This is a genomic window from Halomonas sp. THAF5a (assembly GCF_009363755.1).
Lineage (GTDB): Bacteria > Pseudomonadota > Gammaproteobacteria > Pseudomonadales > Halomonadaceae > Halomonas.
The window spans coordinates 1,589,951-1,615,362 of the sequence record NZ_CP045417.1; the positions used below are offsets into that span (position 1 = coordinate 1,589,951).

At 67.5% G+C, this 25,412-nt stretch carries 24 protein-coding genes and 2 tRNA genes; 18 read left to right on the plus strand and 8 right to left on the minus strand.

The features are described 5' to 3' along the window. Nucleotides 1–77: 77 nt before the first annotated feature. The gene (gene phnD, locus FIU83_RS07195) at nt 78–1,079 is read right to left on the minus strand and encodes a phosphate/phosphite/phosphonate ABC transporter substrate-binding protein (protein ID WP_152483423.1); all 1,002 of its coding nucleotides are present in this window, start codon (nt 1,077–1,079) and stop codon (nt 78–80) included. A gap of 134 nt (nt 1,080–1,213) precedes the next feature. Here phnD and FIU83_RS07200 point away from each other — a divergent pair, with 134 nt between their 5' ends. Continuing rightward, complete coding sequence (locus FIU83_RS07200; protein WP_152483424.1) at nt 1,214–1,801, plus strand: histidine phosphatase family protein; 588 nt, start codon at nt 1,214–1,216, stop codon at nt 1,799–1,801. Nucleotides 1,802–1,834: 33 nt separating this feature from the next. Here the strand turns inward: FIU83_RS07200 and glpD are convergent, their stop codons facing one another. Together glpD and FIU83_RS07210 are read right to left on the minus strand one after the other, a co-directional pair. Continuing rightward, on the minus strand, nt 1,835–3,385 hold the full coding sequence (glpD, locus tag FIU83_RS07205; protein WP_152483425.1) for a glycerol-3-phosphate dehydrogenase: 1,551 nt from the start codon (nt 3,383–3,385) through the stop codon (nt 1,835–1,837). A gap of 201 nt (nt 3,386–3,586) precedes the next feature. Beyond that, nucleotides 3,587–4,345 carry a DeoR/GlpR family transcriptional regulator gene (locus tag FIU83_RS07210; protein ID WP_152483426.1) on the minus strand — a complete coding sequence of 253 codons (759 nt, stop codon included), beginning with the start codon at nt 4,343–4,345 and terminating at the stop codon, nt 3,587–3,589. Between the two features lie 227 nt (nt 4,346–4,572). Here FIU83_RS07210 and glpK point away from each other — a divergent pair, with 227 nt between their 5' ends. The 3 genes from glpK to FIU83_RS07225 all read left to right on the plus strand — a co-directional run bounded on the left by glpK (nt 4,573) and on the right by FIU83_RS07225 (nt 6,361). Then, nucleotides 4,573–6,057: a glycerol kinase GlpK gene (glpK, locus tag FIU83_RS07215; protein WP_152483427.1), complete on the plus strand. Its 1,485-nt coding sequence runs from the start codon at nt 4,573–4,575 to the stop codon at nt 6,055–6,057. A 131-nt stretch (nt 6,058–6,188) separates the two neighbouring features. Then, nucleotides 6,189–6,265, plus strand: a tRNA-Val gene (locus tag FIU83_RS07220). Between the two features lie 19 nt (nt 6,266–6,284). After that, nucleotides 6,285–6,361, plus strand: a tRNA-Val gene (locus FIU83_RS07225). 140 nt (nt 6,362–6,501) lie between these two features. On the opposite strand, the gene FIU83_RS07230 is transcribed toward FIU83_RS07225, so the two are convergent. From FIU83_RS07230 to FIU83_RS07245, 4 genes are all read right to left on the minus strand, one after another. Next, nucleotides 6,502–6,975, minus strand: a complete 474-nt coding sequence (locus tag FIU83_RS07230) for a GAF domain-containing protein (protein WP_152483428.1) — start codon at nt 6,973–6,975, stop codon at nt 6,502–6,504. Between the two features lie 204 nt (nt 6,976–7,179). Beyond that, nucleotides 7,180–7,974, minus strand: a complete 795-nt coding sequence (locus tag FIU83_RS07235; protein ID WP_152483429.1) for a MetQ/NlpA family ABC transporter substrate-binding protein — start codon at nt 7,972–7,974, stop codon at nt 7,180–7,182. Nucleotides 7,975–8,067: 93 nt separating this feature from the next. Continuing rightward, nucleotides 8,068–8,721: a methionine ABC transporter permease gene (locus FIU83_RS07240; protein ID WP_152483430.1), complete on the minus strand. Its 654-nt coding sequence runs from the start codon at nt 8,719–8,721 to the stop codon at nt 8,068–8,070. Beyond that, on the minus strand, nt 8,702–9,760 hold the full coding sequence (locus tag FIU83_RS07245) for a methionine ABC transporter ATP-binding protein (protein ID WP_152483431.1): 1,059 nt from the start codon (nt 9,758–9,760) through the stop codon (nt 8,702–8,704). The genes FIU83_RS07240 and FIU83_RS07245 overlap by 20 nt, the downstream gene beginning before the upstream one ends. A 420-nt stretch (nt 9,761–10,180) precedes the next feature. Between FIU83_RS07245 and FIU83_RS07250 the strand changes: the two genes are divergently transcribed. The 14 genes from FIU83_RS07250 (at nt 10,181) to FIU83_RS07315 (ending at nt 24,444) form a co-directional block, all read left to right on the plus strand. Next, a complete protein-coding gene (locus tag FIU83_RS07250; RefSeq protein ID WP_152483432.1) occupies nt 10,181–10,810 on the plus strand; it encodes a riboflavin synthase subunit alpha in 630 nt (209 codons plus the stop codon). Between the two features lie 226 nt (nt 10,811–11,036). Next, nucleotides 11,037–12,341 (plus strand): NCS2 family permease, encoded by a 1,305-nt coding sequence (locus FIU83_RS07255; protein ID WP_152483433.1) that lies wholly within the window; start codon nt 11,037–11,039, stop codon nt 12,339–12,341. A 38-nt stretch (nt 12,342–12,379) separates the two neighbouring features. Beyond that, nucleotides 12,380–12,925 (plus strand): adenine phosphoribosyltransferase, encoded by a 546-nt coding sequence (locus FIU83_RS07260; protein ID WP_108444495.1) that lies wholly within the window; start codon nt 12,380–12,382, stop codon nt 12,923–12,925. A gap of 4 nt (nt 12,926–12,929) precedes the next feature. Further along, entirely contained in the window at nt 12,930–13,409 is a 480-nt protein-coding gene (gene gpt, locus FIU83_RS07265) for a xanthine phosphoribosyltransferase (protein WP_152483434.1), read from the plus strand. A gap of 3 nt (nt 13,410–13,412) precedes the next feature. Then, the gene (gene ung / locus FIU83_RS07270) at nt 13,413–14,096 is read left to right on the plus strand and encodes a uracil-DNA glycosylase (protein ID WP_152483435.1); all 684 of its coding nucleotides are present in this window, start codon (nt 13,413–13,415) and stop codon (nt 14,094–14,096) included. 97 nt (nt 14,097–14,193) lie between these two features. Beyond that, nucleotides 14,194–14,823, plus strand: coding sequence for a uracil phosphoribosyltransferase (gene upp / locus FIU83_RS07275; RefSeq protein WP_152483436.1), 630 nt, complete (start codon nt 14,194–14,196; stop codon nt 14,821–14,823). A gap of 431 nt (nt 14,824–15,254) precedes the next feature. Next, nucleotides 15,255–16,343 (plus strand): ABC transporter ATP-binding protein, encoded by a 1,089-nt coding sequence (locus tag FIU83_RS07280; protein WP_152483437.1) that lies wholly within the window; start codon nt 15,255–15,257, stop codon nt 16,341–16,343. A 1-nt stretch (nt 16,344) separates the two neighbouring features. Continuing rightward, nucleotides 16,345–17,445, plus strand: a complete 1,101-nt coding sequence (locus FIU83_RS07285; RefSeq protein ID WP_152483438.1) for an ABC transporter ATP-binding protein — start codon at nt 16,345–16,347, stop codon at nt 17,443–17,445. Then, the gene (locus FIU83_RS07290) at nt 17,438–18,328 is read left to right on the plus strand and encodes a carbohydrate ABC transporter permease (protein ID WP_152483439.1); all 891 of its coding nucleotides are present in this window, start codon (nt 17,438–17,440) and stop codon (nt 18,326–18,328) included. Before FIU83_RS07285 ends, FIU83_RS07290 begins: the two co-directional genes overlap by 8 nt. Continuing rightward, entirely contained in the window at nt 18,321–19,214 is an 894-nt protein-coding gene (locus FIU83_RS07295) for a carbohydrate ABC transporter permease (RefSeq protein WP_152483440.1), read from the plus strand. Before FIU83_RS07290 ends, FIU83_RS07295 begins: the two co-directional genes overlap by 8 nt. Nucleotides 19,215–19,226: 12 nt before the next feature. Then, nucleotides 19,227–19,499: a DUF2160 domain-containing protein gene (locus tag FIU83_RS07300; protein ID WP_152483441.1), complete on the plus strand. Its 273-nt coding sequence runs from the start codon at nt 19,227–19,229 to the stop codon at nt 19,497–19,499. A 34-nt stretch (nt 19,500–19,533) separates the two neighbouring features. Further along, nucleotides 19,534–21,300, plus strand: coding sequence for an ABC transporter substrate-binding protein (locus tag FIU83_RS07305; protein WP_253939560.1), 1,767 nt, complete (start codon nt 19,534–19,536; stop codon nt 21,298–21,300). A 153-nt stretch (nt 21,301–21,453) separates the two neighbouring features. Next, nucleotides 21,454–23,124 carry a glycerol-3-phosphate dehydrogenase/oxidase gene (locus tag FIU83_RS07310; protein WP_152483442.1) on the plus strand — a complete coding sequence of 557 codons (1,671 nt, stop codon included), beginning with the start codon at nt 21,454–21,456 and terminating at the stop codon, nt 23,122–23,124. Nucleotides 23,125–23,202: 78 nt separating this feature from the next. Then, the gene (locus FIU83_RS07315; RefSeq protein ID WP_152483443.1) at nt 23,203–24,444 is read left to right on the plus strand and encodes a uracil-xanthine permease family protein; all 1,242 of its coding nucleotides are present in this window, start codon (nt 23,203–23,205) and stop codon (nt 24,442–24,444) included. 230 nt (nt 24,445–24,674) lie between these two features. On the opposite strand, the gene FIU83_RS07320 is transcribed toward FIU83_RS07315, so the two are convergent. Then, nucleotides 24,675–25,259: a cupin domain-containing protein gene (locus FIU83_RS07320; RefSeq protein ID WP_152483444.1), complete on the minus strand. Its 585-nt coding sequence runs from the start codon at nt 25,257–25,259 to the stop codon at nt 24,675–24,677. Nucleotides 25,260–25,412 lie beyond the last annotated feature (153 nt).

The following is a 25,412-nucleotide window of genomic DNA, read 5'->3' on the forward strand; positions in this document are numbered from 1 at the left end:
AGGGGTCCGTCGAGAAAGGATCATCAAGACGACGGCGCCGGCCCTCCGGGAAGGCCGGCGCCGCTGACTCGCGAGGGTTACTGGAGGTTGTCGGGGGTATACTCGACGCCGTTGGCACTCTGGATGGTGCGGATCACCTTCCAGTTGTCCTGGTAGTTGATGGGGACGAACTTCTCGACGCCCTCGAACTCCTCGCCGAGCTCTGTGCCCGCGAACTCGAAGCTGAAGAAGGCCTCCTCGATCTTCTCGACCAGGTCGGGGTGCAGGTTGTGGGCGTAGTTGTAGGAGGTGGTCGGGAAGCTGTCCGACTCGTAGATGATCTTGACGTCCGCCGGGTCGTAGAGGCCGCGGGCGGCCATGCGATCGACCACCTCGGAGGCCACCGGGGCGGCGTCGTAGTCCTGGGCCACCACGCCGAGCATGGACTGGTCATGGCTGCCGGAGTAGACCACCTCGTAGTCCTCGTCGGGCACGATCCCCATCTCGGGGAACAGCGCTCGCGGCGCCTGGTTGCCGGAGTTGGAAGTCGGCGAGGTGTGGGCGACGCGCTTGCCCTTGAGGTCCTCCATCTCGTCGATGCCCGAATCGACGTGGGTGTAGAGCTGCAGGGTGTAGCCGAAGCGCCCGTCGTCGGAGCCCATCAGCGCGAAGGGCACCGCGCCCGCCAGGTTGACGGCGAAGGGCGTCGGGCCGGTGGAGAAGCCGGCGATATGCAGGCGACCGCTGCGCATGGCCTCGACCTGGGCCGAGTTGGACTGCACGGCGAAGAAGCGCACGTCGCGGTCGGTCACCTCCTCGAGGTGCGCGATGAACGGCTGCCAGATGTCGGAGTAGATGGCCGGATCCTCGACCGGCGTGTAGGCGAAGATCAGGGTGTCGGGGTTGGCCCACTCGGACTCGTCCGACGGCCGGTCGGCGACCATGTCGCCGTTCTCGTCGCAGTAGATCTCGGCCAGGGCGCCGCGCTCGCATTCCTCCTGCGCCTGGGCCTGGCTCGCCAGCAGGGCCAGCGGCAACAGCGTGGAGAGGGCGAGGGGGACGAGCGAGCGGGTTCCGGGTCGAGCGGAAGGGTAGATCATGGCGTGCCTCACGATTATTGTTTTGAGGATTGTTCTCGGGCATATGGTGTGTTGCATGTTCGGATATCGACATGGCGTGCCGCCGATGATTGATTCCGAATAACCTCCCTCAATCTAGGGTTTGTTACGAAATCATGTCAAACACTTTCCCCTCCGCCGAGGGCGCCCGGCACAACCGCTACCTGCTGATGCGCCACGGGCACAGCCAGGCCAACCAGGAGGGGCGGATCATCAGCTCGCCGTCGCTCGGCCTGACGGGGTTCGGCCTCTCTCCCCGGGGGCGTGCGCAGCTCGACACCCTGCTCGCCGACTGGCGCTGGGCCAGGCCCCAGCGCATCCTTCACTCGGACTTCCTGCGCACCGCCGAGACCGCCGGGCGCGTCGCGGAGCATTTCGGCCTGTCGCTTGCCGCCGAGCCGCGCCTGCGGGAGCGCCATTTCGGCGCACTCGAGGGGCAGAGCGACGCGCGCTATGCCGAGGTCTGGGCCCTCGACGCCCAGGACTCGACCCACCGCCAGGGCGGCGTCGAGGCCGTGGCCGAGGTGGCGGCGCGCATGCGTGCGGTGATCGACGCGCTGGAGGCGCGCCACGAGGGCGAGACGATCCTGCTGGTCAGCCACGGCGATCCGTTGCAGATCCTGCTGACCGCCCTCGAGGGACGCGCACTGAGCCTGCACCGGGAGCGAGAGCCCCTGGCGCCGGCCAGCATCACGGCGCTATAGGCCCCGCGTCGAGCGTGTGCCGCGCGTCGCGGCTCAGGCGGAGTGGCGAGCGTGTGCCGCCGGCGCCGCGGGGTCGGGCGTGGCGCGCGGGGAGGGCGAGGCGCTGGCCTCGAGGTAGTCGCTCAGCCGCTGCCGCTCGGAGTCGGTGAGGCGCAGGGCCAGCTTGGTGCGCCGCCACAGGATGTCGTCGGCGCTGCGCGCCCACTCCCGCTCGACCAGGTAGTCGACCTCGGCCGCGGTCAGGCCGGCCCCGAAGGTCTCCCCCAGGTCCGCCCGGGTGGCTCGGCCCTCGAGGAAGTGTCGGCACAGGGTGCCGTAGGTGCGGGCGAAGCGCCGTGCCTGGTGGGCCTCCAGGAAGGGGTAGTCCTCGCGCAGGCGAGCCGCGAAGGCGGCCTGATCGCCGATCTCGCCGCCCGGCAGGGGCGCCTCGGCGGTCCAGGGTGCGCGCATCTCGGGCAGGTGCGGCGTGAGTGCCTCGAGGGCCGCCTCGGCCAGCTTGCGGTAGGTGGTGATCTTGCCCCCGAAGACCGACAGCAGCGGGGCGCCGGTGGTATCGAGATCGAGCGTGTAGTCGCGGGTCATGGCAGAGGGCTCCGCCGACTCGTCGTCGCACAGCGGTCGCACGCCCGAGAAGGTGCGGATCACCGCCTCGCGGGAGAGTTGGGTGCGAAAGTGCGCGTTGACCACCGAGAGCAGGTAGTCGATCTCCTCCTCGGTGGCCTCGATCCGGGCCGGATCGCCCTCGTAGCGGCGGTCGGTGGTGCCGATCAGGCTGAAGTCCTCCTCGTAGGGCAGCACGAAGACGATGCGTCGGTCGCTGTTCTGGAGGATAAAGGCCCGATCGTCGTGGTTGAGTCGCGGCACGATCAGGTGGCTGCCCTGGATCAGGCGCACGCCATACCGGGAATCGTGACCGACCTGGCGGCGCACCACGCTCTCCACCCAGGGGCCGGCGGCGTTGACCAGGGTGCGACAGCGCCGGGTGAAGCGCGTGCCGCCATCGACCTCCTCCAGCGTCAGCTCCCAGACCCCGTCGCGCTCCTGGGCCGCGACGCAGCGGGTGCGCACCAGGATCTCGGCGCCATGATCCCGGGCCTGCACCGCGTTGAGGGCGACCAGGCGGGCATCATCGACCCAGCAGTCCGAGTATTCGAAGCCGCGGGTGATGCCGGAAGCGAGTCCCTGGCCAGGGTCCAGCCGAAGGCTCCGGGAGGCGGGCAGCGTCTTGCGCTTGCCCAGGTGGTCGTAGAGGAACAGTCCCGCGCGCAGCATCCAGGCCGGCCGCAGGTGGGGGCGATGGGGCAGGATGAAGCGCAGGGGCCAGATGATGTGCGGGGCCTTGGTCATCAGCACTTCGCGCTCGCGAAGGGCCTCGCGCACCAGGCGGTACTCATGGTGTTCGAGGTAGCGCAGTCCGCCGTGGATCAGCTTGCTGCTGGCCGACGAGGTGGCGCCGGCCAGGTCTCCCTGCTCGCAGAGCCCGACGGTGAGTCCGCGTCCAGCGGCATCGTTGGCGATGCCGACGCCGTTGATGCCGCCGCCGATCACGTAGAGGTCGAGGACCTCGTCTGGCCTGTCGCTCATGGGGTCTCCCGTCCGCTGCCGGACCGCTGTTGGTGATACACGTCGATGTTCGAAAACGAAAATAGATGAAATCAATGCGAACATCAAGGCGCGCCACATGCTCGCACGCCAACATGGGGTGGCGTAGGCGGTGCGGTCGGTCGGTGGGAAGGCGTGCGAGGCGTGAGGGCGAGAGGGCCGGGCGGCGCCGATGCGATGCCCTCAGGCCAGGTGCAGGGCGACGTCGTGCTGCTTCAGCAGGCGCACGATCGCCTCGGGCGGCTCGCGATCGGTGAACAGGGCGTCGAGCTGGGCCAGGTTGCCCTGGCGCACCACGGGATTGCGGCGGAACTTGGAGTGGTCGGTGGCCAGGAACACCTGGCGGGAGTTGCGCAGGATGGCCTGGGCCACCCGTACCTCCTGGTAGTCGAACTCCAGCAGCGAGCCGTCCTCGTCGATGCCGCTGATGCCGATGATGCCGTAGTCCACCTTGAACTGGTTGATGAAGTCGATGGTGGCCTCGCCGATGATGCCGCCGTCACGCGAGCGCACCTGCCCGCCGGCGATGATCACGTTGAAGTCCTCCTTGTGCTGGAGGATCGCTGCCACGTTGAGGTTGTTGGTGATCACCTCCAGCCCCTGGTGCTCGAGGAGCGCCTCGGCGATCACCTCGTTGCTGGTGCCGATGTTGATGAACAGCGAGGCATGGTCGGGCACGTGGCGGGCAAGCAGCGAGGCGATGCGCTGCTTGGCCTCCAGGTTGAGGGTCTTGCGGGTCGAGTAGGCGGTGTTGACGGTGCTCGACTCCAGGCCGGCGCCGCCGTGCACGCGTCGGATGCGCCCCTCGTTGGCGAGGGTGTTGAGGTCGCGCCGGATGGTCTGGGGGGTGACCAAGAAGTGCTCGGTGAGCTGCTCGATGCTGGCATAGCCCTGGCGGCGGACCAGATCGATGATGGCGTCCTGGCGTTGCTGCTGGTTCATGGTCTCTCCTTGGCTGGCCCGATTCTATGCCATCGCGGTCCGGGATGCAGGCATGCCCCCCGCGAGCGACGGGCGTCGCATCGGCGCCTGCGGGTGTTCCTTTCCGGTCTTGGCGCGGCGTCATTTGAGCGCGGTCGCGGGCTGGAGTAGGCTTGATGATCATAATCGAACATTAGCGTCGAAAAGCGAAATTGGCACGCCGCCACCACCACGACAGGATGCTTGCTATGGCTTCTTACCTGCTGGCCATCGACCAGGGCACCACCAGCTCCCGCGCGATTCTGTTCGATCGCGAGGGGCGCAGCGTCGCCACGGCGCAGCGCGAGTTCCCCCAGCACTACCCCCGCGACGGCTGGATCGAGCACGACCCCGAGGACATCTGGGAGACCGTGCTCGCCACCTGTCGCGAGGTGATCGCCAGTCACGGTGTCGGGCTTGCCGAGATCGCCGGCGTGGGCATCACCAACCAGCGCGAGACCACGGTGCTGTGGGATCGCGAGACCGGCGAGGCGCTGCACCCTGCCATCGTCTGGCAGGATCGCCGCACCGACGAGGCCTGCCGGCGGCTGCGCGAGGCGGGCCATCTGGAGGAGGTCCAGGCGCGCACCGGCCTGCTGATCGACCCCTACTTCTCCGCGACCAAGCTCGCCTGGCTGCTCGACGAGGTGCCCGGCGCCCGGGCGCGGGCCGAACGCGGTGAGCTCGCCTTCGGCACCGTGGACAGCTTCCTGATCTGGCGGCTGACCGGGGGGCGGGTGCACGCCACCGATGCCACCAACGCCTCGCGCACCGCGCTCTTCAATATCCATGAGCAGCGCTGGGACGAGGCGCTGCTCGAGCTGTTCGACATTCCGGCGAGCCTGCTGCCGGAGGTCAAGGACTCCAGCGATGACTTCGGTCGCATCGATGCCCAGTGGCTCGGCGGCGAGCTGCCCATCGCCGGGGTGGCCGGCGACCAGCAGGCGGCCCTGGTGGGGCAGGCCTGCTTCACGCCTGGCATGGGCAAGAGCACCTACGGCACCGGCTGCTTCATGATCGTCAACACCGGCGCATCGGCCGAGACCTCTCGCAACCGGCTGCTGACCACGGTGGCCTATCGGCTCGACGGCAAGCCGACCTATGCGATGGAGGGCAGCATCTTCGTCGCCGGGGCCACGGTGCAGTGGCTGCGCGACGGCCTGCAGCTGTTTGCCGATGCCGCCGAGACCGAGGCGCTGGCCTGCCAGACCCGCACCGGCCATAGCGTCTACCTGGTACCGGCCTTTACCGGCCTGGGTGCGCCCCACTGGGACCCCCGGGCCCGGGGGGCCATCCTGGGATTGACCCGCGACACGGGGATCGCCGAGATCGTGGCCGCCGGCCTGCAGGCGGTCTGCTACCAGACCCGCGACCTGCAGGTCTGCATGGACGATGACATGTCGGCCTCGCCGGGGATCCTGCGGGTCGATGGCGGCATGGTGGCCAACAACTGGGTGATGCAGTTCCTGGCCGACATGCTCGGCGTGCAGGTGGATCGCCCCACGGTGCTGGAGACCACCGCCCTGGGGGCCGCCTACCTGGCGGGGCTGCGCCTCGGCTGGTATCGCGACCTCGACGAGATCGCCGAGCTGTGGCGCTGCGAGCGTCGTTTCATTCCCCAGATGGCGCCCGACGAGCGCGAGCGCCTCTACGCCGGCTGGAAGGAGGCCGTCGAGCGCGTCCGTACTCAGTAGCCGGTCGTGCCGGGGCAGGCCAACTTGCTGATTCGTCTGAAAAGAAAACGCACGACGGGCTTGCATTCCGGATTCGTTTGCGTAGAATACGCATCCGTTGCCACGGCGAACATACGCCGGTAACGGGGTGAAGGACCATAGCTCAGTTGGTTAGAGCGCCACGTTGACATCGTGGAGGTCGGCGGTTCAAATCCGCCTGGTCCTACCATCATCGCCCACATCAGTGCAGGACCATAGCTCAGTTGGTTAGAGCGCCACGTTGACATCGTGGAGGTCGGCGGTTCAAATCCGCCTGGTCCTACCAGATTCGAGAACGCCCCGCAGCCATCCGGCTGCGGGGCGTTTTTCATGCTGCGCGCTTTTTCGCCGGCGCGTCGTCTCGACGGTCTCGCCGCGGGGCGGCGCACCCCGCCCGGCGAGGCCGATCGCCTCGCCGGGCAGGCGTCACGCCAGGTCGCTCCGTGCAACGAAGACCTCGACCAGCGCCTCGATGCCCGCACGGTCGGCATCGCTGAAGCGGCTCGGGGTCGGGCTATCGAGGTCCAGCACGCCCCACAGGCGATCCTCGATGACGATCGGCGCCACCAGCTCGGCGCGGGAGTCCGCGTCGCAGGCGATGTGGTCGGCGACGGCGTGGACGTCGTCGACGCGCTGGGTCTCGCGGCTGCGCGCCGCCGCGCCGCAGACGCCCTTGGAAAAGGGAATGGGGTGGCAGGCCGGCTTGCCCTGGAAGGGGCCGAGGCAGAGCAGCTCGGGCTCGCGCTGCAGGTAGAAGCCGGCCCAGTTGAGCCCGGGGATCTCCTGCATGATGAAGGCACAGGTCTGGGCGCTGTTGGTCAGCCAGTCGCGGGTATCGAGCAGCGCGCCGAGCTGGCGGGCGAGCAGGGGGTAGTCGGGCTGCGGGTGATCCGTTGTCATGTGGGCTCCTTGAACAGGAAAGGCCGGCGTACCGGCCGGCCTTGTCACGATCTCGATCGGGCTGTGGCTCGAGGCTGATCCGTCAGCCAGCCTTCGCGGAGGCGCTGTGAACCCGTCCATGGGCGCTACCGGCGCCGTCCCTGGCGCAGGACCTCCTCTTCGGCTAGCTGCCGGCGCCTCTCGCGGTTCGGCAGTCTTGCCGCGTTACTTCCAGCCGGGAACTGCCTGCGGCCCGAACAGCTCGCTCGCCTTGGCCTCGACCTCGTCGGTCTGGTAGGCCTCGACCAGCTGCTGGATGGCCTCGCGATCCTCGTCGCCGCCGCGCACCGCGATCAGGTTGACGTAGGGCGACTCGGCGCCCTCCTTGATCAGGGCGTCGTCCAGGGTCAGGCCGGCCGGCTGGGCGAAGGTGTTGTTGATGAAGGCCATGTCCACGTCCGGCAGCACGCGGGGCAGCTGGGCGGCCTCGATCTCGCGGAAGTCGAAGTCGTGCGGGTTCTCGGCGATATCCAGCGGGGTGGCTTCCAGGAAGGTCGGGTCCTGGAGCGTGATCAGCCCCTCGTTGTGCATCAGGATCAGGGCGCGACCCTCGTTGGAGGGGTCGTTGGGCAGGGCGATGGTGGCGCCCTCCGGCAGTTCCTCGATGCTGTCGTACTTCTCGGAGTAGGCGCCGATCGGGTAGACGAAGGTGTAGCCGGCGATGGCGAAATCATAGCCGCGATCCTCGACCATGGAGCGCATGTAGGGCTCGTGCTGGTAGGCGTTGGCGTCGAGGCTGCCGTCGGCCAGGGCGGCGTTGGGCGTCACGTAGTCGGTGAACTCGATGATTTCGACCTCGAGGCCGTACTCGCGCTCGGCGATCTCGGCGGCGACCTTCATGACGTCGGTCTCGGGGCCGGCCACGGTGCCGACCTTGATGGCGTGCTCGTCGGCCAGGGCAGCGCCGGCGGCGAGGGTCAGGGCGGAGGCGGTCAGGGTACCGATCAGGGTCTTGCGCATGTCGCGATGCTCCTTGTGAAAGACGAGTCGAGCTCGATACTAACGGAATAAGCAGAAAAAATGTAATGCATTCTGGTTATTTCAGAGGGCGCATCACTTATGGTCGCTCTTGCGCACCAGATAATCGCCCAGGCTCTGGAAGCCCTGCACCATCACCACCAGGATCACCACGGTGATCAGCATGATGGTGGGGTTGAAGCGGTTGTAGCCATAGCGGATGCCCAGGTCGCCGAGCCCGCCGCCACCCACGGCGCCGGCCATGGCCGAGTAGCTGACCAGGGTGACGGCGGTCACCGTCAGGGCGGTGAAGATGCCGCCGCGCGCCTCGGGCACCAGCACCTTGGTGATGATCTGCCAGGGCGTGGCGCCCATGGACTGGGCGGCCTCGACGAGCCCCGGCGGGATCTCGTTGAGCGCCCCCTCGACCAGGCGTGCCACGAAGGGTATCGCGGCGATGGTCAGCGGCACGGCGGCGGCGTTGGTCCCGATCGAGGTGCCCACCAGCGTCCGCGTCAGCGGAATGATGGCGACCATCAGGATGATGAAGGGGATGGAGCGGCCGATGTTGGTGATGGCGCCCAGCACCCGGTTGAGGGTGGGCTCGGCGAGTATCTGCCGCGGCCGGGTGACGTAGAGCAGCACGCCTAGAGGGATGCCGACGAGGGCCGAGATCACCCCCGAGACCGCCACCATGTAGAGGGTGTCGAGGGTGGCCTCGAGAATCAGTTCAATCATCGCGCTGGACATGGCCGAGCACCTCCACCTGCAGGTCGTGGGATTCGAGATAGTCCAGGGCTTCGCGGGTCTTCTCCGCCGGCCCCATCAGTTCGGCGATCATCAGGCCCAGGGTGCGATCCTGGATCGACTCCACCTTGGCCTGGAGGATGCTGACGTCGACGCCGCACTCGCGGGCCAGTCGCGAGATCAACGGGGTCGAGACGGCGTCGCCCGAGAAGGCGAGGCGCACCACCGGGTGGCTGGTGGGGCCGGGCGTCTCCTCGAGGCGCTCGATCAGCGCCTGGGGCGGCTCGAGCTCGAGGAAGTCGTTGAGGAAGTCGCGGCCGAGCCGGGTGCGGGGCGCGGTGAAGAAGTCGCCCACCTCGGCTTCCTCGACGAGCTCGCCGTCGGAGATCAGGCTGACCCGGTGGCAGATCGACTTCACCACCTCCATCTCGTGGGTGATCAGCAGGATGGTCAGGCCGAGCTTGCGGTTGATGTCGCGCAGCAGCTCGAGGATTGAGCCGGTGGTGTGGGGGTCCAGCGCCGAGGTGGCCTCGTCGCAGAGCAGCACCTTGGGGCGGCTGGCCAGCGCTCGGGCGATCGCCACGCGCTGCTTCTGGCCACCGGAGAGCTGGGCGGGGTACTGGCGCGCCTTGTCGGCCAGGCCCACCAGCTCGAGCAGCGGCAGCACCCGCTCCTTGATCTCGGCGCGCTTCATGCCCATCAGTTCAAGCGGCAGGGCGACGTTGTCGAAGACGGTGCGCGAGGTCAGCAGGTTGAAATGCTGGAAGATCATGCCGATGCGGTGGCGTGCCTGGTTGAGCGCCGCACCGGAGAGGGCAGTCAGCTCCTGGCCGTCCACGGTCACGGTGCCCGTGGTGGGGCGTTCGAGCAGGTTGACGCAGCGAATCAGCGTGGACTTGCCGGCACCGGAGAGGCCGATCACGCCGTGGATCTCGCCCTTGGGCACGTGCAGGTTGGCGTGTTTGAGCGCCGTCACCGCGTTGGGGCCGCCACTGCGCCCCTTGGGGTAATAGGTCTTGGAAACGTCGTGTAGTCGAATCATCGCAGCCGCCGGTGGGGCGCCGGCCGGGCGGGCGTGGCAGCGTCGGGCATAAGAAAAGGCCACCCTGACGGGTGGCCATCAACGCTGGACACACCCTTTTAGCTGCACTTCACGCCGCGGGTTGCCTCGAGAGGCGCTCCACGACGTCGGCGCCCGCAATCCGGGTTCAAATCGGCGCCTTCAAAATGTAGCGCGAAAGTCTATGTTTCAAACGCCCGATCGTCAAGGGTGCCAGGCCATGCCGCCATTAAGGGCGCTTCGATATGGTGATATTTTCTGCGCCGTCGCCCATGCGTGGTGATCATGGCGGGTCGAAAGGGCGTCGGGAGGGCACGATGCCGTGGATGGACGCGCAGGGCCGGGTTTCCTAGACTGGCCGCTTTGGCGGGCCGCCAGGACCGCCCCGCACGAGGAGCATCCATGTTCACAGGCATCGTACAGGGCACCGCTGAGGTGGTGGCCATCCAGGAGGCCGAGGCCTTCCGCACCCACGTGCTGGCGCTGCCGGCACCGCTCAACGAGGGCTTGGCGCTGGGCGCCTCGGTGGCCCATAACGGCGTCTGCCTCACGGTGACCGCCATCGAGGGGGAGCGGATCAGCTTCGATCTGATGCGCGAGACCCTGCGCGTGACCAATCTCGGTGCGCTGAAGGAGGGCGATCGCGTCAATATCGAGCGCGCGGCCCGCTTCGGTGACGAGATCGGTGGCCACGCCATGTCCGGCCACGTCATGGGCATGGCCGAGCTCGTCGAGCTCGACGAGGCGCCCAACAACCGCCGCCTGTGGTTCGAGGTGCCGGCGTCGCTGGGTCGCTACCTGTTCGACAAGGGCTACATCGGCGTCGACGGCATCAGCCTGACCATCGGCGCCACGCGCCCCGCCACGGCCGAGCACGGCCCGCGGTTCTGCGTCGACCTGATTCCCGAGACGCTGGCCAGGACCATCCTGGTCGACCGCGTGCCCGGTGACCGGGTCAACATCGAGATCGACCCCCAGACCCAGGCCATCGTCGAGACGGTGGAGCGGGTGCTCGAGGCGCGCGGAGTCTGATCACAAGGGGCCGATCGGGCGGAGTGCATCGCTGCGTTGGCAGGCCGGGTGGCGAATGGCCCGGCGATTGCTTAACTATGGGGAGCGTGCCGCCCGGACGCCTCGCAACGCGCAGAGGCTTTGGGTACCATAGGCTGCTTTTCTCGCCACCCTCCGGTGTGTCGGGCCGGGAAACGGCTCACGACATCCGGACGCCCAGACGTCACTGCGCGCAGGAAGGACACCCATGCTGAAACGCCTCATCGACCACCATTTCAAGCTCACCGAGCACCAGACCAGCGTGAAGACCGAGGTCATCGCCGGGATCACCACCTTCCTGACCATGGCCTACATCATCTTCGTCAACCCGAGCATCCTCTCCCAGACCGGGATGGACTACGGGGCGGTGTTCGTCGCCACCTGCGTGGCCGCGGCCGTGGGCTGTCTGATCATGGGGTTGTGGGCCAACTATCCCATCGCCCAGGCCCCGGGCATGGGCCTGAACGCCTTCTTCACCTATGGCGTGGTGCTAGGCATGGGCTACACCTGGGAGGCGGCGCTCGGCGCGGTCTTCTTCTCGGGCTTCATCTTCTTCCTGCTCAGCGTCTTCCGGATCCGCGAGTGGATCATCAACTCGATCCCGCTCTCCCTGCGCCTGGGGATCGCCGCGGGCATCGGCCTGTTCCTGGCGATGATCGCGCTCAAGAACGCCGGCATCGTGGTGGCCAACGAGGCAACCTATGTGTCGCTTGGCGATCTCACCGAGCCGTCGGCGCTGTACGCGCTGCTGGGCTTCTTCGCGATCACCGCCATGGCCTATCTCCGAGTCACCGGGGCGGTGATGATCGGCATCCTCGGCGTGACCGCCCTGGCCATGGTGCTCGGCCACAACGAGTTCGGGGGCCTGGTCTCGATGCCGCCCTCCATCGCGCCGACCTTCATGGCCCTCGATCTCGCCGGGGCGTTCGACGTGGCGATGCTGAGCGTGATCTTCGCCTTCCTGTTCGTCGACCTCTTCGACACCTCCGGCACCCTGGTGGGCGTGGCCCACAAGGGCGGCCTGCTCGACAAGGACGGCAAGCTGCCGCGCATCGGTCGCGCCATGATGGCCGACAGCGGCGCCTCCATGGCCGGCGCGGTGCTCGGTACCTCCACCACCACCAGCTACGTCGAGTCCACCGCGGGCATCGTCTCCGGCGGGCGCACCGGCCTCACCGCCGTGGTGGTGGCCGCGCTCTTCCTGATCAGCCTGTTCTTCGCGCCGCTGGCCGGCTCCATCCCGTCCTACGCCACCGCCGGGGCGCTGCTCTACGTGGCGGTGCTGATGGCCGGCAGCCTCTCCCACGCCGACTGGGACGATCCCACCGAGGCGGCCCCCGTGCTGATCGCCGCCCTGGCGATGCCGTTGACCTTTTCCATCGCCGAGGGCATCGCGCTGGGCTTCATCAGCTTCGCCGCCATCAAGGCGCTTTCCGGGCGGTTCAAGGACCTCAACCCGGCGGTGATCGTCCTGGCGCTGCTGTTCGCCGCCAAGTTCCTGTTTCTCAGCTGATCCCAGCTAACTGCATTCACTGATCGAGACTGCATCCGATGAGCATCTACGGCGACTACATCAAGTCCGTGATCCGTACCGTCCCCGACTGGCCGCAGCCGGGGGTCAACTTCCGCGACATCACCCCGCTGCTGCAGAACAGCGCGGCCTTCCGCAAGCTGATCGACAGCTTCGTGCATCGCTACCAGGAGATGGAGATCGACGCCATCGCCGCCATCGACGCGCGCGGCTTCATCGTCGGCGCGCCGCTGGCCTACGAGCTCGGCTGCAGCTTCGTGCCGGTACGCAAGAAGGGAAAGCTGCCGTTTCGCACCATCAGCGAGACCTACACCCTGGAGTACGGCGAGGCCGAGGTGGAGCTGCACTCCGACGCCTTCCGTGAGGGCGATCGCATCCTGGTGGTCGACGACCTGATCGCCACCGGCGGCACCATGCTGGCCGCCGCCAAGCTGATCACCCGCAGCGGTGGCCAGGTGGTGGAGACCGCCACCATCGTCGACCTGCCGGACCTCGGCGGGGCCCAGCGCATCCGTGACGCGGGCTTCAGCGTGTTCGCGGTCTGCTCCTTCACCGAGGACGAATGACGCCATGAGCAGCTCTCGCTACCACAAGCGTCTGATCATCTCCTGGGACCGGCTGCACGCCGACGTGCGCGAGCTCTGCCGGGGACTGATCGGCCGCGACCTCAAGGGCATCGTCGCGATCACCCGCGGCGGGCTGATCCCCGCCGCGCTGATCGCCCGGGAGCTCGACGTGCGGCTGATCGACACCGTCTGCATCAAGAGCTACGAGCGCATGGAGCAGGGCGGCCTGGAGGTGATGAAGGGCGTCGACCACGACGGCGAGGGGTGGCTGCTGGTCGACGACCTGGTCGACACCGGGCGCACCGCGAAGGCGGTGCGCGAGATGCTGCCCAAGGCGCACTTCGTGACCGTCTACGCCAAGCCCGATGGCCGGCCGCTGGTGGATCAGTACCTCACCGAGGTCGCCCAGGACTGCTGGATCCAGTTCCCCTGGGACATGGGCGTGGCCTACGTCGAGCCGCTGGTCGATCAGGAGAAGCGCTGAACCATGACGTGCCCCCTTCCCGATAGCTGGCAGCGGTGGCTCGGTCAGGAGTTCGATGCGCCTTACATGCAGGCGCTGCGCGATTTCCTGGCCGCCGAGAAGGCGGCCAGGAAGGTGATCTACCCGCACTCTGCCGACTGGTTTCGTGCCTTCGAGCTGACCCCGCTGGACGAGGTCAAGGTGGTGATCCTGGGTCAGGATCCCTACCACGGGCCGGACCAGGCCCACGGCCTTTGCTTCTCGGTGCGCCCGGGAGTGCGGGTGCCGCCCTCGCTTTCCAACGTCTACAAGGAGCTGGCCGCGGATGTCGGCACCCGGCCGGTGGCCCACGGCCACCTCGAGGCCTGGGCGCGCCAGGGCGTGCTGCTGCTCAACACCTCGCTGACGGTGGAGCAGGGCCATGCCGGCTCGCACCGCGGCAAGGGGTGGGAGACCTTCACCGACCGCGCCATCGCCACGGTCAGCGACCATGCCGGGCCCACGGTCTTCCTGCTGTGGGGTGGCCATGCCCGCCAGAAGAAGTCGCTGATCGACACCTCGCGCCATCTGGTGCTGGAGTCTCCGCACCCGTCGCCGCTCTCGGCCCATCGCGGCTTCTTCGGCAACCATCACTTCTCGCGGGCCAACGCCTTCCTGGTCGAGCACGGCCGCGCGCCCATCGACTGGCAGTTGCCCGAGCAGCCTTAACCTCGACGCCGGATGCGTTTAGAATGGCGCGCAATTTGCCATCGTCGTCCATCCGACGATGGTCGCCGTTCCCGCCGCCGTCGAAGAGGTCATCCCCATGAGTGTCCACGCCATCCAGCATCCCCTGGTCCAGCACAAGCTTGGCTTGATGCGCGAAGCCGGCATCAGCACCAAGAGCTTCCGCGAACTGGCCGGCGAGTTGGCCAAGCTGCTCACCTATGAGGCGACCAGCGACCTCGAGCTCGAGACCCAGAACATCGATGGCTGGAGCGGCAAGCCGATCCCGGTCGAGCTGCTCAAGGGCAAGAAGGTCACCATCGTGCCGATCCTGCGCGCCGGCCTGGGCATGCTCGACGGCGTCACCGACCTGATCCCCAGCGCGCGGATCAGCGTGGTCGGCCTCTACCGCGACGAGGATACCCTCGAGCCGGTGCCCTATTTCGCCAAGTTCGCCAATGACATGGACGAACGCATGGCGATCGTCATCGACCCGATGCTGGCCACCGGCGGCACCATGGTGGCGACCCTGGACATGCTGCGTGAGCGCGGCTGCAAGCACATGAAGGTGATCGTGCTGGTGGCCGCTCCCGAGGGCATCAAGCGCGTCCAGGAGAGCTATCCGGACATCGAGATCTACACCGCCTCGGTGGACGACCGCCTCGACGAGAACGGCTACATCGTGCCGGGTCTGGGCGACGCCGGCGACAAGATCTTCGGCACTCGCTGAGTGTACCTACGCGCCCCCGCGGGCCCTGCCTGCGGGGGTGACATTCGCCCGCCAGGGGCGACGCCTTGCCCTCCTTCCGCCCCGTCGCCGCTCCCTCCGCCACTCCTCGGTCCCGATCGTTCATCGCAGGCCGTGACCGCCATGTCATTGTTCCCGCTCGCGCTCGGGTTCGCGATGGGGCTCGATATGTTCGTTTCCGCGCATGCCGTGTCGGTGATGCCCCGGAGCCTCGCTTCCGTTCTTGATTAGACAAAAGTTCAATGTCTAACAAAGTTTATAGTTATCAATGGTTTGATAGGGGAGGTCCGCCGCCTGGGCGGCGGGAGTCGAAGCTTTCGCTTGGCGACATTTGTGATTGAAAGTGAATCTCGGCTACGTTGTCTGAACGAGTCACCAGGCTCGCCCAAGAACAACGACACGTCGAGAGCCGTATGTCCCTGATTCTAGACAACATCGATCATGTGGTCGGTGGTTCCCCCCACATCACGGGCGTGAACCTGGAGCTCGAGCCCGGCTCCTTCAACGTCCTCCTCGGACGAACCCTGTCGGGCAAGACCACCCTGATGCGGCTGATGGCCGGGCTGGACGTGCCCACCCGGGGGCGCATCCTGATGAACGGCGAGGACGTCACCGGTCGTTCGGTGCGCAAGCGCAACGTCTCCATGGTCTATCAGCAGTTCATCAACTACCCGGCCCTAACGGTCTTCGACAACATCGCCTCGCCCCTGAAGCTCGCCCGGGTCTCCCGGGCCGAGATCGACCGGCGGGTGAGGGAGGTGGCCGAGATGCTGCACATCGAGCACCTGCTCGACCGCCTGCCGCTGGAGCTCTCCGGCGGCCAGCAGCAGCGCACCGCCATGGGGCGGGCGTTGGTCAAGGAGGCCGACGTGGTGCTCTTCGACGAGCCGCTGGTCAACCTCGACTACAAACTGCGCGAGGAGTTTCGGGACGAGCTGCGCAGTGTCTTCAGCGAGCGCCGCTGCATCGCCGTCTACGCGACCACCGAGCCCACCGAGGCGCTGGCCCTCGGCGGCAACACCGCCGTGCTGCACGAGGGGTGCCTGCTGCAATACGGCCGAACCGAGGACGTCTACCACCGCCCGCGGGACATCCTCGCCGCGGAGATGTTCTCCGAACCGCCGATCAACATCGTCCACGGCATCGTCTCCGGCAGCGAGGTGACCTTCGACGAGCGCACCCACTTCCCCCTCAACGACGACCTGCGCTCGCTGCCGCCCGGGGAGTACCGCTTCGGCGTGCGCGCCTCGCACATCTCGCTCGCGCCCCGGGCCCCAGACGACATCGAGGTGCCGATGATCGTCGACCTGGCCGAGATCAGCGGCTCCGAGACCTTCCTGCACGTGCACAACGATCGCTTCCACATGACCGTCCACCTGGAGGGCGTCCACGCCTTCGACGTCGACGCCCCCGTGACCCTCTACTTCCCGACCCACAAGGTCTATGCCTTCGACCGCGCGGGCGCCGTGGTGCATATCCCGAACCACCTGGGGGGCGTGTGACATGGCCGAGATCACCCTGAAGTCGCTGGCCCACACCTACCTGCCCAACCCGACCTCGCCCGAGGACTACGCCATCCGCGAGATGGACCACGTCTGGCGCCAGGGCGGCGCCTACGCGCTGCTCGGTCCCTCGGGCTGCGGCAAGTCGACCCTGCTCAATATCATCTCCGGGCTGCTGGAACCCTCCAGCGGCGAGGTGCTCTTCGACGGCGAGGTGGTCAACGCCCTGCCGCCCGAGGCGCGCAACATCGCCCAGGTGTTCCAGTTCCCGGTCGTCTACGACACCATGACCGTATACGACAACCTCGCCTTCCCGCTGCGCAACGTGAAGACCCCCGAGGCGCGGATCCACGAGCGGGTGACGGAGGTCGCCGAGGTGCTGGAGCTGACCGGCCAGCTCCGGCGCAAGGCCAAGAACCTCACCGCCGACGAGAAGCAGAAGGTCTCCATGGGGCGTGGCCTGGTGCGCGAGGACGTCTCGGCGATCCTCTTCGACGAGCCGCTCACCGTCATCGACCCGCAGCTCAAGTGGAAGCTGCGCCGCAAGCTCAAGGAGATCCACCAGCGCTTCGAGATCACCATGGTCTACGTGACCCACGACCAGCTCGAGGCCTCCACCTTCGCCGACAAGATCGCCGTGATGTATGAGGGGCAGGTGGTGCAGTTCGGCACGCCCCGGGAGCTCTTCGAGACCCCCAACCACACCTTCGTCGGCTACTTCATCGGCAGCCCCGGCATGAACTTCCTGACGGTCACGACCCGCGAGGGGCGGGTGATGGCCGGCGAGACCCCGCTCGAGGTGGGGCAGGGCGTCCACGATGCCGTGGCCGGGGCCCGCTCGTCCAACGTCAAACTCGGCATCCGCCCGGAGTTCATCGAGGTGCACGCCGAGCCCGTCGCCGGGGGGATGCCGGCCCGGGTGGAGCATACCCAGGACCTCGGTACCTACTCGCTCGTCACCCTGAGCCTCGGCGGCACGCCCCTCAAGGCGCGCATCGAGGAGGGCCAGCCGGTGCCCAGCGGCCAGGCCTGGCTGCGCTTCCCCGACGAGCGCCTCGGCCTGTACGTCGACGAGTTTCGCGTGGAGTTCGCCCATGAATAAGGTCTACAACAACCGGGCCTGGTGGCTCATCCTGCCGATGCTGGCGCTGGTCGCCTTCTCCGCGGTCATCCCGCTGATGACGGTGGTCAACTACTCGGTGCAGGACGTCTTCGACGCCAACACGCGCTTCTTCACGGGCACCGAGTGGTTCAAGGAGATGCTCAACGATCCGGCCCTGCAGGCGGCCGTGCTGCGCCAGTTCGCCTTCTCGTTCACCGTGCTGGCCATCGAGGTGCCGCTCGGCATCGGCATCGCCCTGATCATGCCCAAGCGGGGCTGGCAGGCCTCCGCGGTGCTGATACTCGTGACCATGCCGCTGCTGATCCCCTGGAACGTGGTGGGCAGCATCTGGCAGATCTTCACCCGCGGCGACATCGGCCTGATGGGCTGGAGCCTGCGCGAGCTGGGCTACGCCTACAACATCACGGCGAGCCCCGTGGACGCCTGGGCGACCATCGTGCTGATGGACGTCTGGCACTGGACGCCGCTGATCGCGCTGCTCTGCTACAGCGGCCTGCGCGCGATTCCCGACGCCTACTACCAGGCGGCGCGGATCGATCGCGCCTCGAGGTGGGCGGTGTTCCGCTTCATCCAGCTGCCCAAGCTCACCAACGTGCTGGTGATCGGCATCCTGCTGCGCTTCATGCACTCCTTCATGATCTACGCCGAGCCCTTCGTGCTCACCGGCGGCGGGCCCGGCAGCTCCACCACCTTCCTCAGCCAGTCGCTGACCACCATGGCGATCGGCCAGCAGGACCTCGGGCCCTCGGCCGCCTTCTCGCTGATCTACTTCCTGATCATCCTGCTGGTCACCTGGGTCTTCTACACGGCGATCATGAACATGCAGAAAGACACCCCGCACAAGGAGGCCCCGGATGAGTGATTCCCTGCCCACGACCCCCGGTGCCGTGCGCAAGCGTGCCGCCGCCGCCGACCAGAAGCGGCGTCGCCAGGCGCGTCCGGTCGCCCGCCAGTGGCGCCGCCGGGGCCTGATGGCGGCCTACATCGTCTTCGTGCTGCTGCCGATCTACTGGCTGCTCAACATGTCCTTCCAGTCCAACACCGAGATCCTCGGCGGGCTGACCCTGTGGCCCGAGTACTTCACCCTGGAGCACTACGCCAAGATCTTCACCGAGCCCAGCTGGTACATGGGCTACGTGAACTCGATCACCTACGTGCTGATGAACATGGTGATCAGCATCGTCGTGGCGCTGCCCGCGGCCTACGCATTCAGCCGCTACCAGTTCATCGGCGACAAGCACCTCTTCTTCTGGCTGCTGACCAACCTGATGGCGCCGCCCGCGGTCTTCCTGCTGCCCTATTTCCAGCTCTATTACACGGTGGGCCTCTTCGACACCCATGTTGCCGTGGCGCTGGCGCACTGCCTGTTCAATATCCCGCTGGCGGTGTGGATCCTCGAGGGCTTCATGAGCGGCGTGCCCAAGGAGATCGACGAGACCGCCTTCATCGACGGCTACAGCTTCCCGCGCTTCTTCGTGAAGATCTTCATCCCGATGATCAGCTCGGGGATCGGCGTGACGCTGTTTTTCCTGTTCATGTTCTCCTGGGTCGAGCTGCTGCTGGCCAGCACCCTGACCTCCACCGGCGCCCAGCCCATCGCCTCGGTGATGACCCAGACCAAGGGGGCCTCGGGCATCGATTGGGGCACCCTGGCGGCCGCCGGCACCCTGACCATCCTGCCCGGCATCGTGGTGGTCTACTTCGTGCGCAACCATATCGCCAAGGGCTTCGCCCTGGGCCGGACCTGAGGAGGGCACGACATGGAATGGATGGTCTGGACCACGCCCACCACCGTCTTCTTCTCGGTCATCGCCGCCATGCTGGTCGGCATGACCGCCTGGGAGGTGGCCTCGCCGACGGTGGAGCGCAAGGGGTTCCTGCCGATCGCCACCACCCGCGGCGATCGTCTCTTCATCGGGCTGCTCTGTGCCGCCTACATCCATCTGCTGGTCGTGGGCTTCACCCCGCTCAGCATCTGGCTGGCCCTGGGGGCATCGGTGATCTGGCTGATGATCCTGATGCGCTGGGGCTGACGGCAATCCCATGCCGCCGCGAGCGCATGGACGCATGACCACAACCAACGAGGTCAACATGACAGCAATAACAATACGACGCTCACTGGTGGCGGCCAGCATCATGCTGGCCAGCACCGCCCTGCACGCCGACAACCACGATGCGCGGGCGATCGCCGAGCGGCTCATCGACGAGCACTTCCAGGACTCGACCCTGACCCGCGAGCAGCAGATCGAGGAGCTCCTGTGGTTCGCCAAGGCCGCCGAGCCCTTCCGCGGCATGGAGATCAACACCGTGGCGGAGGGCCTGACCACCCACATCTACGAGCGGGACGTGCTGGCCGAGGCCTTCACCGAGCTCACCGGCATCGAGGTGACCCACAACATCATCGGCGAGGGGGACGTGGTCAACAACATGCAGACCCAGATGCAGTCGGGTCGCAACATCTACGACGGCTACGTCAACGACTCCGACGCCATCGGCACCCACATCCGCTACGGCACCACCGTGAATATCACCGAGGCCATGGCGAACGAGTGGGCCGACTACACCCTGCCGACCCTGGACCTCGATGACTTCATCGGCCTGCAGTACGGCACCGGCCCCGATGGCAACCTCTACCAGCTCCCCGACCAGCAGTTCGCCAACCTCTACTGGTTCCGCTACGACTGGTTCCAGCGCGAGGACCTTCAGAACCAGTTCCGCGAGCGGTATGGCTATGAACTCGGCGTGCCGACCAACTGGACCGCCTACGAGGAGATCGCCGAGTTCTTCACCGAGCATGTCGGCGAGATCGACGGCACCAAGGTCTATGGCCACATGGACTACGGGCGCCGCGACCCGTCGCTGGGCTGGCGCTTCCACGACTCCTGGCTCTCCATGGCGGGCATGGGCAGCCCCGGCGTGCCCTTCGGCAACCCCGTGGACGACTGGGGCATCCGCGTCAACGAGCAGAGCGAGCCGGTGGGCGCGAGCGTCAGCCGCGGCGGCGCCACCAATGCCCCGGCCTCGGTCTTCGCCGTGACCAAGATGGTCGACTGGCTCGAGAAGTACGCGCCGCCCGAGGCCAGCGGCATGACCTTCGGCGAGGCGGGGCCGGTGCCGGCCCAGGGCAACGTCGCCCAGCAGATGTTCTGGTACACCGCCTTCACCGCCGACATGACCGACCCCGGCCTGCCGGTGACCGAGGAGGACGGCACGCCCAAGTGGCGCATGGCGCCGTCGCCCGCCGGTCCCTACTGGGAGGAGGGCATGAAGGTCGGCTACCAGGACGTGGGCTCCTGGACCTTCTTCGACTCCACCCCCGAGGATCGCCGCACCGCGGCCTGGCTGTTCGCCCAGTTCACCACCGCCAAGACGGTGTCGTTGGAGAAGCTGATGGCGGGCCTGACGCCGATCCGCGAGTCCGATATCTTCTCCGAGCAGATGACCGAGATGGCGCCCAAGCTCGGCGGCCTGGTCGAGTTCTACCGCAGCCCCAACGAGTCCAACTGGACGCCGTCCTCGACCAACGTGCCGGACTATCCGCGCATGGCGCCGCTGTGGTGGCAGAACCTCGCCCCCGCGGTCAGCGGCGATATCTCGCCCCAGGAGGGCCTCGACAACCTGGCCGCGGACCTCGATAGCATCATGGCACGCCTCGCCCGGGCCAAGGTCTTCACCACCTATGCGCCCAACCTGAACGAGGAGCGCGATCCCGAGTACTGGCTCTCCCAGCCCGGCGCGCCCAAGGCCAAGCTGGACGACGAGATGCCCCAGGGTACCACCGTGCCCTACGACCAGATGATGGAGGAGTGGATGGCCGCCGGCTCGCGCGAATGATCACCGGGCGCCGGCCGAGTCCGGCGCCGCATCAGTCCGTGTGACCGGTTGCCTGAACGGGATCCAGGGCCCCGCTCGGCGCATGCCGAGCGGGGCCCTTCGCTTCCATGCGCGGCGCCTCGACACTCGGCGCGGCGGACAAAGGGGCCAGACATGCAACTCAGACAGAGCAACCTTCGAACGCTGCCCGAGCGGGTCTTCGATGTCCTGATCGTCGGCGGCGGCATCAACGGCGCCGCGGCCGCCGCCGCGCTCAGCGGCAAGGGCGCGCGGGTGGCGCTGATCGATCGTGGTGACTTCGCCGGCAGCACCAGCATGCACTCCTCCAACCTGGTGTGGGGTGGCATCAAGTACATGGAGAGCGGCGACTTCGCCCTGGTGCGCAAGCTCTGCAAGAGCCGCAATCACCTGATCGAGAGCTACCCCTCCACGGTGCAGGAGATCCGCTTCCTCACCACCATCAACCGGGGCTTTCGCCATCATCCTCTCTACCCCTGGGCCGGCACCTGGCTCTACTGGCTGATGGGCAACGCCTTCACTCGGCGCCCGCACTTCCTGAGCCCCACCGCCATCAAGGCCCGGGAGCCGATCATCGATACCGCCATGGCCCAGGGCGGCTTCGAGTACTCCGACGCCTACCTGCACGACAACGATGCCCGCTTCGTCTTCAACTTCGTGCGCGCAGCGCTGGACTTCGGCGCCGTGGCGGCCAACTACGTCGAGTCGATGGGGGCGCGTCGCGAGGGTGGGCTCTGGATCACCCGGGTGCGCGACCGCATGGATGGCCGCACCTTCGAGGTCCGCTCGAAGGTGCTGATCAACGCCGCCGGCCCCTGGGTCGATCAGCACAACAGCCTCTCGGGCCAGCAGACCGACCATCGCCACGTCTTCTCCAAGGGCATCCACCTGATCGTGCCGCGGCTCACCGATAGCCGGCGGGTGCTGGCCTTCTTCGCCGACGACGGTCGGCTCTTCTTCGTCATCCCCATGGGGCCGCGCACCTGCATCGGCACTACCGATACCCGGGTCGAGCGGCCCGAGGTGGGGGCGACCGAGGAGGACATCCGCTTCGTGCTCGACAACATCAACACTCGCCTCGCCCTGAAGAGGCCGCTCGGCAAGGAAGACATCATCGCGACCCGCTGCGGGGTGCGACCGCTGGCGGTGAAGCCGAGCGGCGGCGGCGAGCGGGACTTCCTGAACCTCTCGCGCAAGCATGCCATCGACATCGACGCCGAGATGGCCCACCTCAGCATCTTCGGCGGCAAGCTCACCGACTGCCTGAACGTCGGCGAGGAGGTCGTCGAGGAGGTGGCGCGGCTGGGCGTCGCGATTCCCTACCCGACGGTGCGCTGGTACGGCGAGCCGGATGCCTCGGTGCGCGAGGCCTTCCTGCACCAGGCGCGACTGATGGACCTGGACGCCATGACCGCCGAGGGCGCCTCGGAGCCGCTGAGCACGCGGCTGTGGCGGCGCTACGGCGCCCAGGCGCTGGAGATGCTGGAGGATATTCGCCAGGACCCGCGGCAGGGCGAGGTGCTGATCGAGCACACCGAGTACCTGCGCTGCGAGCTCCAGCAGGCCCGGCGCCGGGAGATGGTGACGAGGCTCGAGGACTTCCTCAGGCGCCGATCGAAAATCTCGCTGGTCGTCCCGGAGCGGACCATCCGAGCCTCCCCGGGGCTGCGCGAGTCCTGCGACATCCTCTTCGGCGACCAGGCCGAGGCGCGGCTCCAGGAATACCTGGCGGGTGACGCGCCGGAGTCCGCGGGGCTCGAGGCCGGAGGGGAGGGCGGCCAGGGGCCCAAGCCGCCTGGTGGCTAGGGTCCCAAGCCGCCACGAGGCTGGTAGAATGCCGCGCAGCTCGACTGCCCCTCCCCGGATCCAACGGAGTCCACGACCATGACCGACCAGACGGCGGCCACGCCCCTGCCGACCGACAGCCCCCTTCGCACCCTGCTCACCGGGGCGCAGATGCTCTTCGTCGCCTTCGGCGCCCTGGTGCTGGTGCCCCTGCTCACCGGCCTCGATCCCAACGTGGCGCTGTTCACCGCGGGCATCGGCACCCTGATCTTCCACGGCGTCACCCGGGTCAGCGTGCCGGTCTTCCTGGCCTCGTCGTTCGCCTTCATCGCCCCCATCCAGAGCTCGGTGGCCAACTACGGCATTCCCGCCACCCTCGGCGGGCTGATGGTCGCGGGCCTGGTCTACGTGGTGATCTCCCAGGTTGTGCGCCTCAAGGGCACCGCCTGGCTGCATCGCCTGTTGCCGCCGGTCGTCGTGGGGCCGGTGATCATGGTGATCGGCCTGGCGCTGGCGCCGGTGGCGGTGAACATGGCCACCGGCGAGACCAGCGAGGGCATCGGCTACGGCACCGCCATCTTCCTCTCCATGGCGAGCCTGCTGGTCACCCTGGTGCTGGCGGTGTTCGGGCGTGGCCTGATCCGCCTGGTGCCGATCATGGGCGGCATCCTCACCGGCTACGCGCTGGCGACCCTGATGGGGGTGGTGGACTTCACGCCGGTGCGCGAGGCGGCCTGGCTGGCGGTGCCGTCCTTCACCGCGCCGAGCTTCCACTGGGCGGCGATCCTGTTCATGATCCCGGTGGCCATCGCCCCGGCGGTGGAGCATATCGGCGACATGGTCGCCATCGGCTCGGTGACCCGCAGGAACTACCTGGAGAAGCCCGGCCTGCACCGCACCCTGCTGGGCGACGGCCTGGCCACCGCCGGCGCGGCGGTCTTCGGCGGGCCGCCCAACACCACCTACTCCGAGGTGACCGGGGCCGTGACCCTGACCCGCGCCTTCAACCCCTGGATCATGGTGACCACCGCCGTCATCGCCATCGTGCTGGCCTTCGTCGCCAAGCTCGGCGCGCTGCTGCAGACCATTCCGGGGCCGGTGATGGGCGGCATCATGACGCTGCTGTTCGGCTCCATCGCCGTGGTCGGCATGAACACCCTGGTGCGCGCCGGCAAGCCGCTCACCGCGCCGCGCAACCTGGTGGTGGTCTCCCTGGTGCTGGTCTTCGGCATCGGCGGCATGCAGTTCGGCAACGGCCAGTTCACCCTGCAGGGCGTCAGCCTCGCCGCCCTGGTCGGCATCGTGCTGAACTGGGTGCTGCCCCGCGCCGAGGAGGAGTGACGGTGTTGTGGGAGCGGTGCAACCACCGCTCCCACAAGACTTCTCTGCTTCATTGTGGGAGCGACGCTTGCGTCGCGATCCGCCGCGCAGCGGCGGTGGGGTTGGCCTGGCCTGTTGTGGGCGCGCCGTCACTGCATCGCCGTGCAAGTCGAGGCGTCGAACCGACGGCTCCCACAAAGGCTACCTGCAGCTTACGCAGGACCATCTGAGGCTGTGGCAGGGCATCCCTGTCAGGCGTGATGGCGCTCCTGGCCGGCGTCGGAGAAGGTGGGCGGGGTGCTGGCGCTGACGATCACGCACTCCTCCTCGCCGACATTGCGAAAGCGGTGGGGGCGGCGGGAGTCGAAGTAGTAGGCATCGCCGGCCCTCAGCACGCCCACCTCGCCATCCACGGTGATCTCGATGCGTCCCGAGATCACCACCCCGCCTTCCTCGCCGTCGTGCTCGAGCATCTCCTCGCCGCTGTCCGCGCCCGGCGGATAGCGCTCGTGGATGATCGACATCTGGCGGTCCGGGCGCCGGGCGGCCACCAGCCCCCAGGAGAGCGTGCCGTCACCGATCTCGGTCAGCTCTTCCGCCCGGTAGAAGGGCTTGGGCTGGGTCGGTTCGTCGCCGGCGAAGAAGGCGCTGATCGAGACGGGCAGGGCGTCCAGGATCTTCTTCAGCGAGCTCACCGAGGGGCTGACGTGGTTCTGCTCCACCAGCGAGACCGTGCTGTTGGTGACGCCGGCCCGCTTGGCCAGCTCGCGCTGTGACAGGCCCCGGGCCAGTCGCAGCTGCTTGAGTCGGGCGCCTACGTCGAATGCGTCTTCCATGTCGGGGTCCATGTCTCGGCTCGTATCTCGGTTCCGGGGGCGTCTGCCGCCGTGGTCGTAGAATATTTTCAACATATCATACCGCGTCCCCGGCACTCGGATAAGGGGCGCCTTGACCCGTATCAGGCCCCCGGCGCGGCGGGCCCGGCCGGC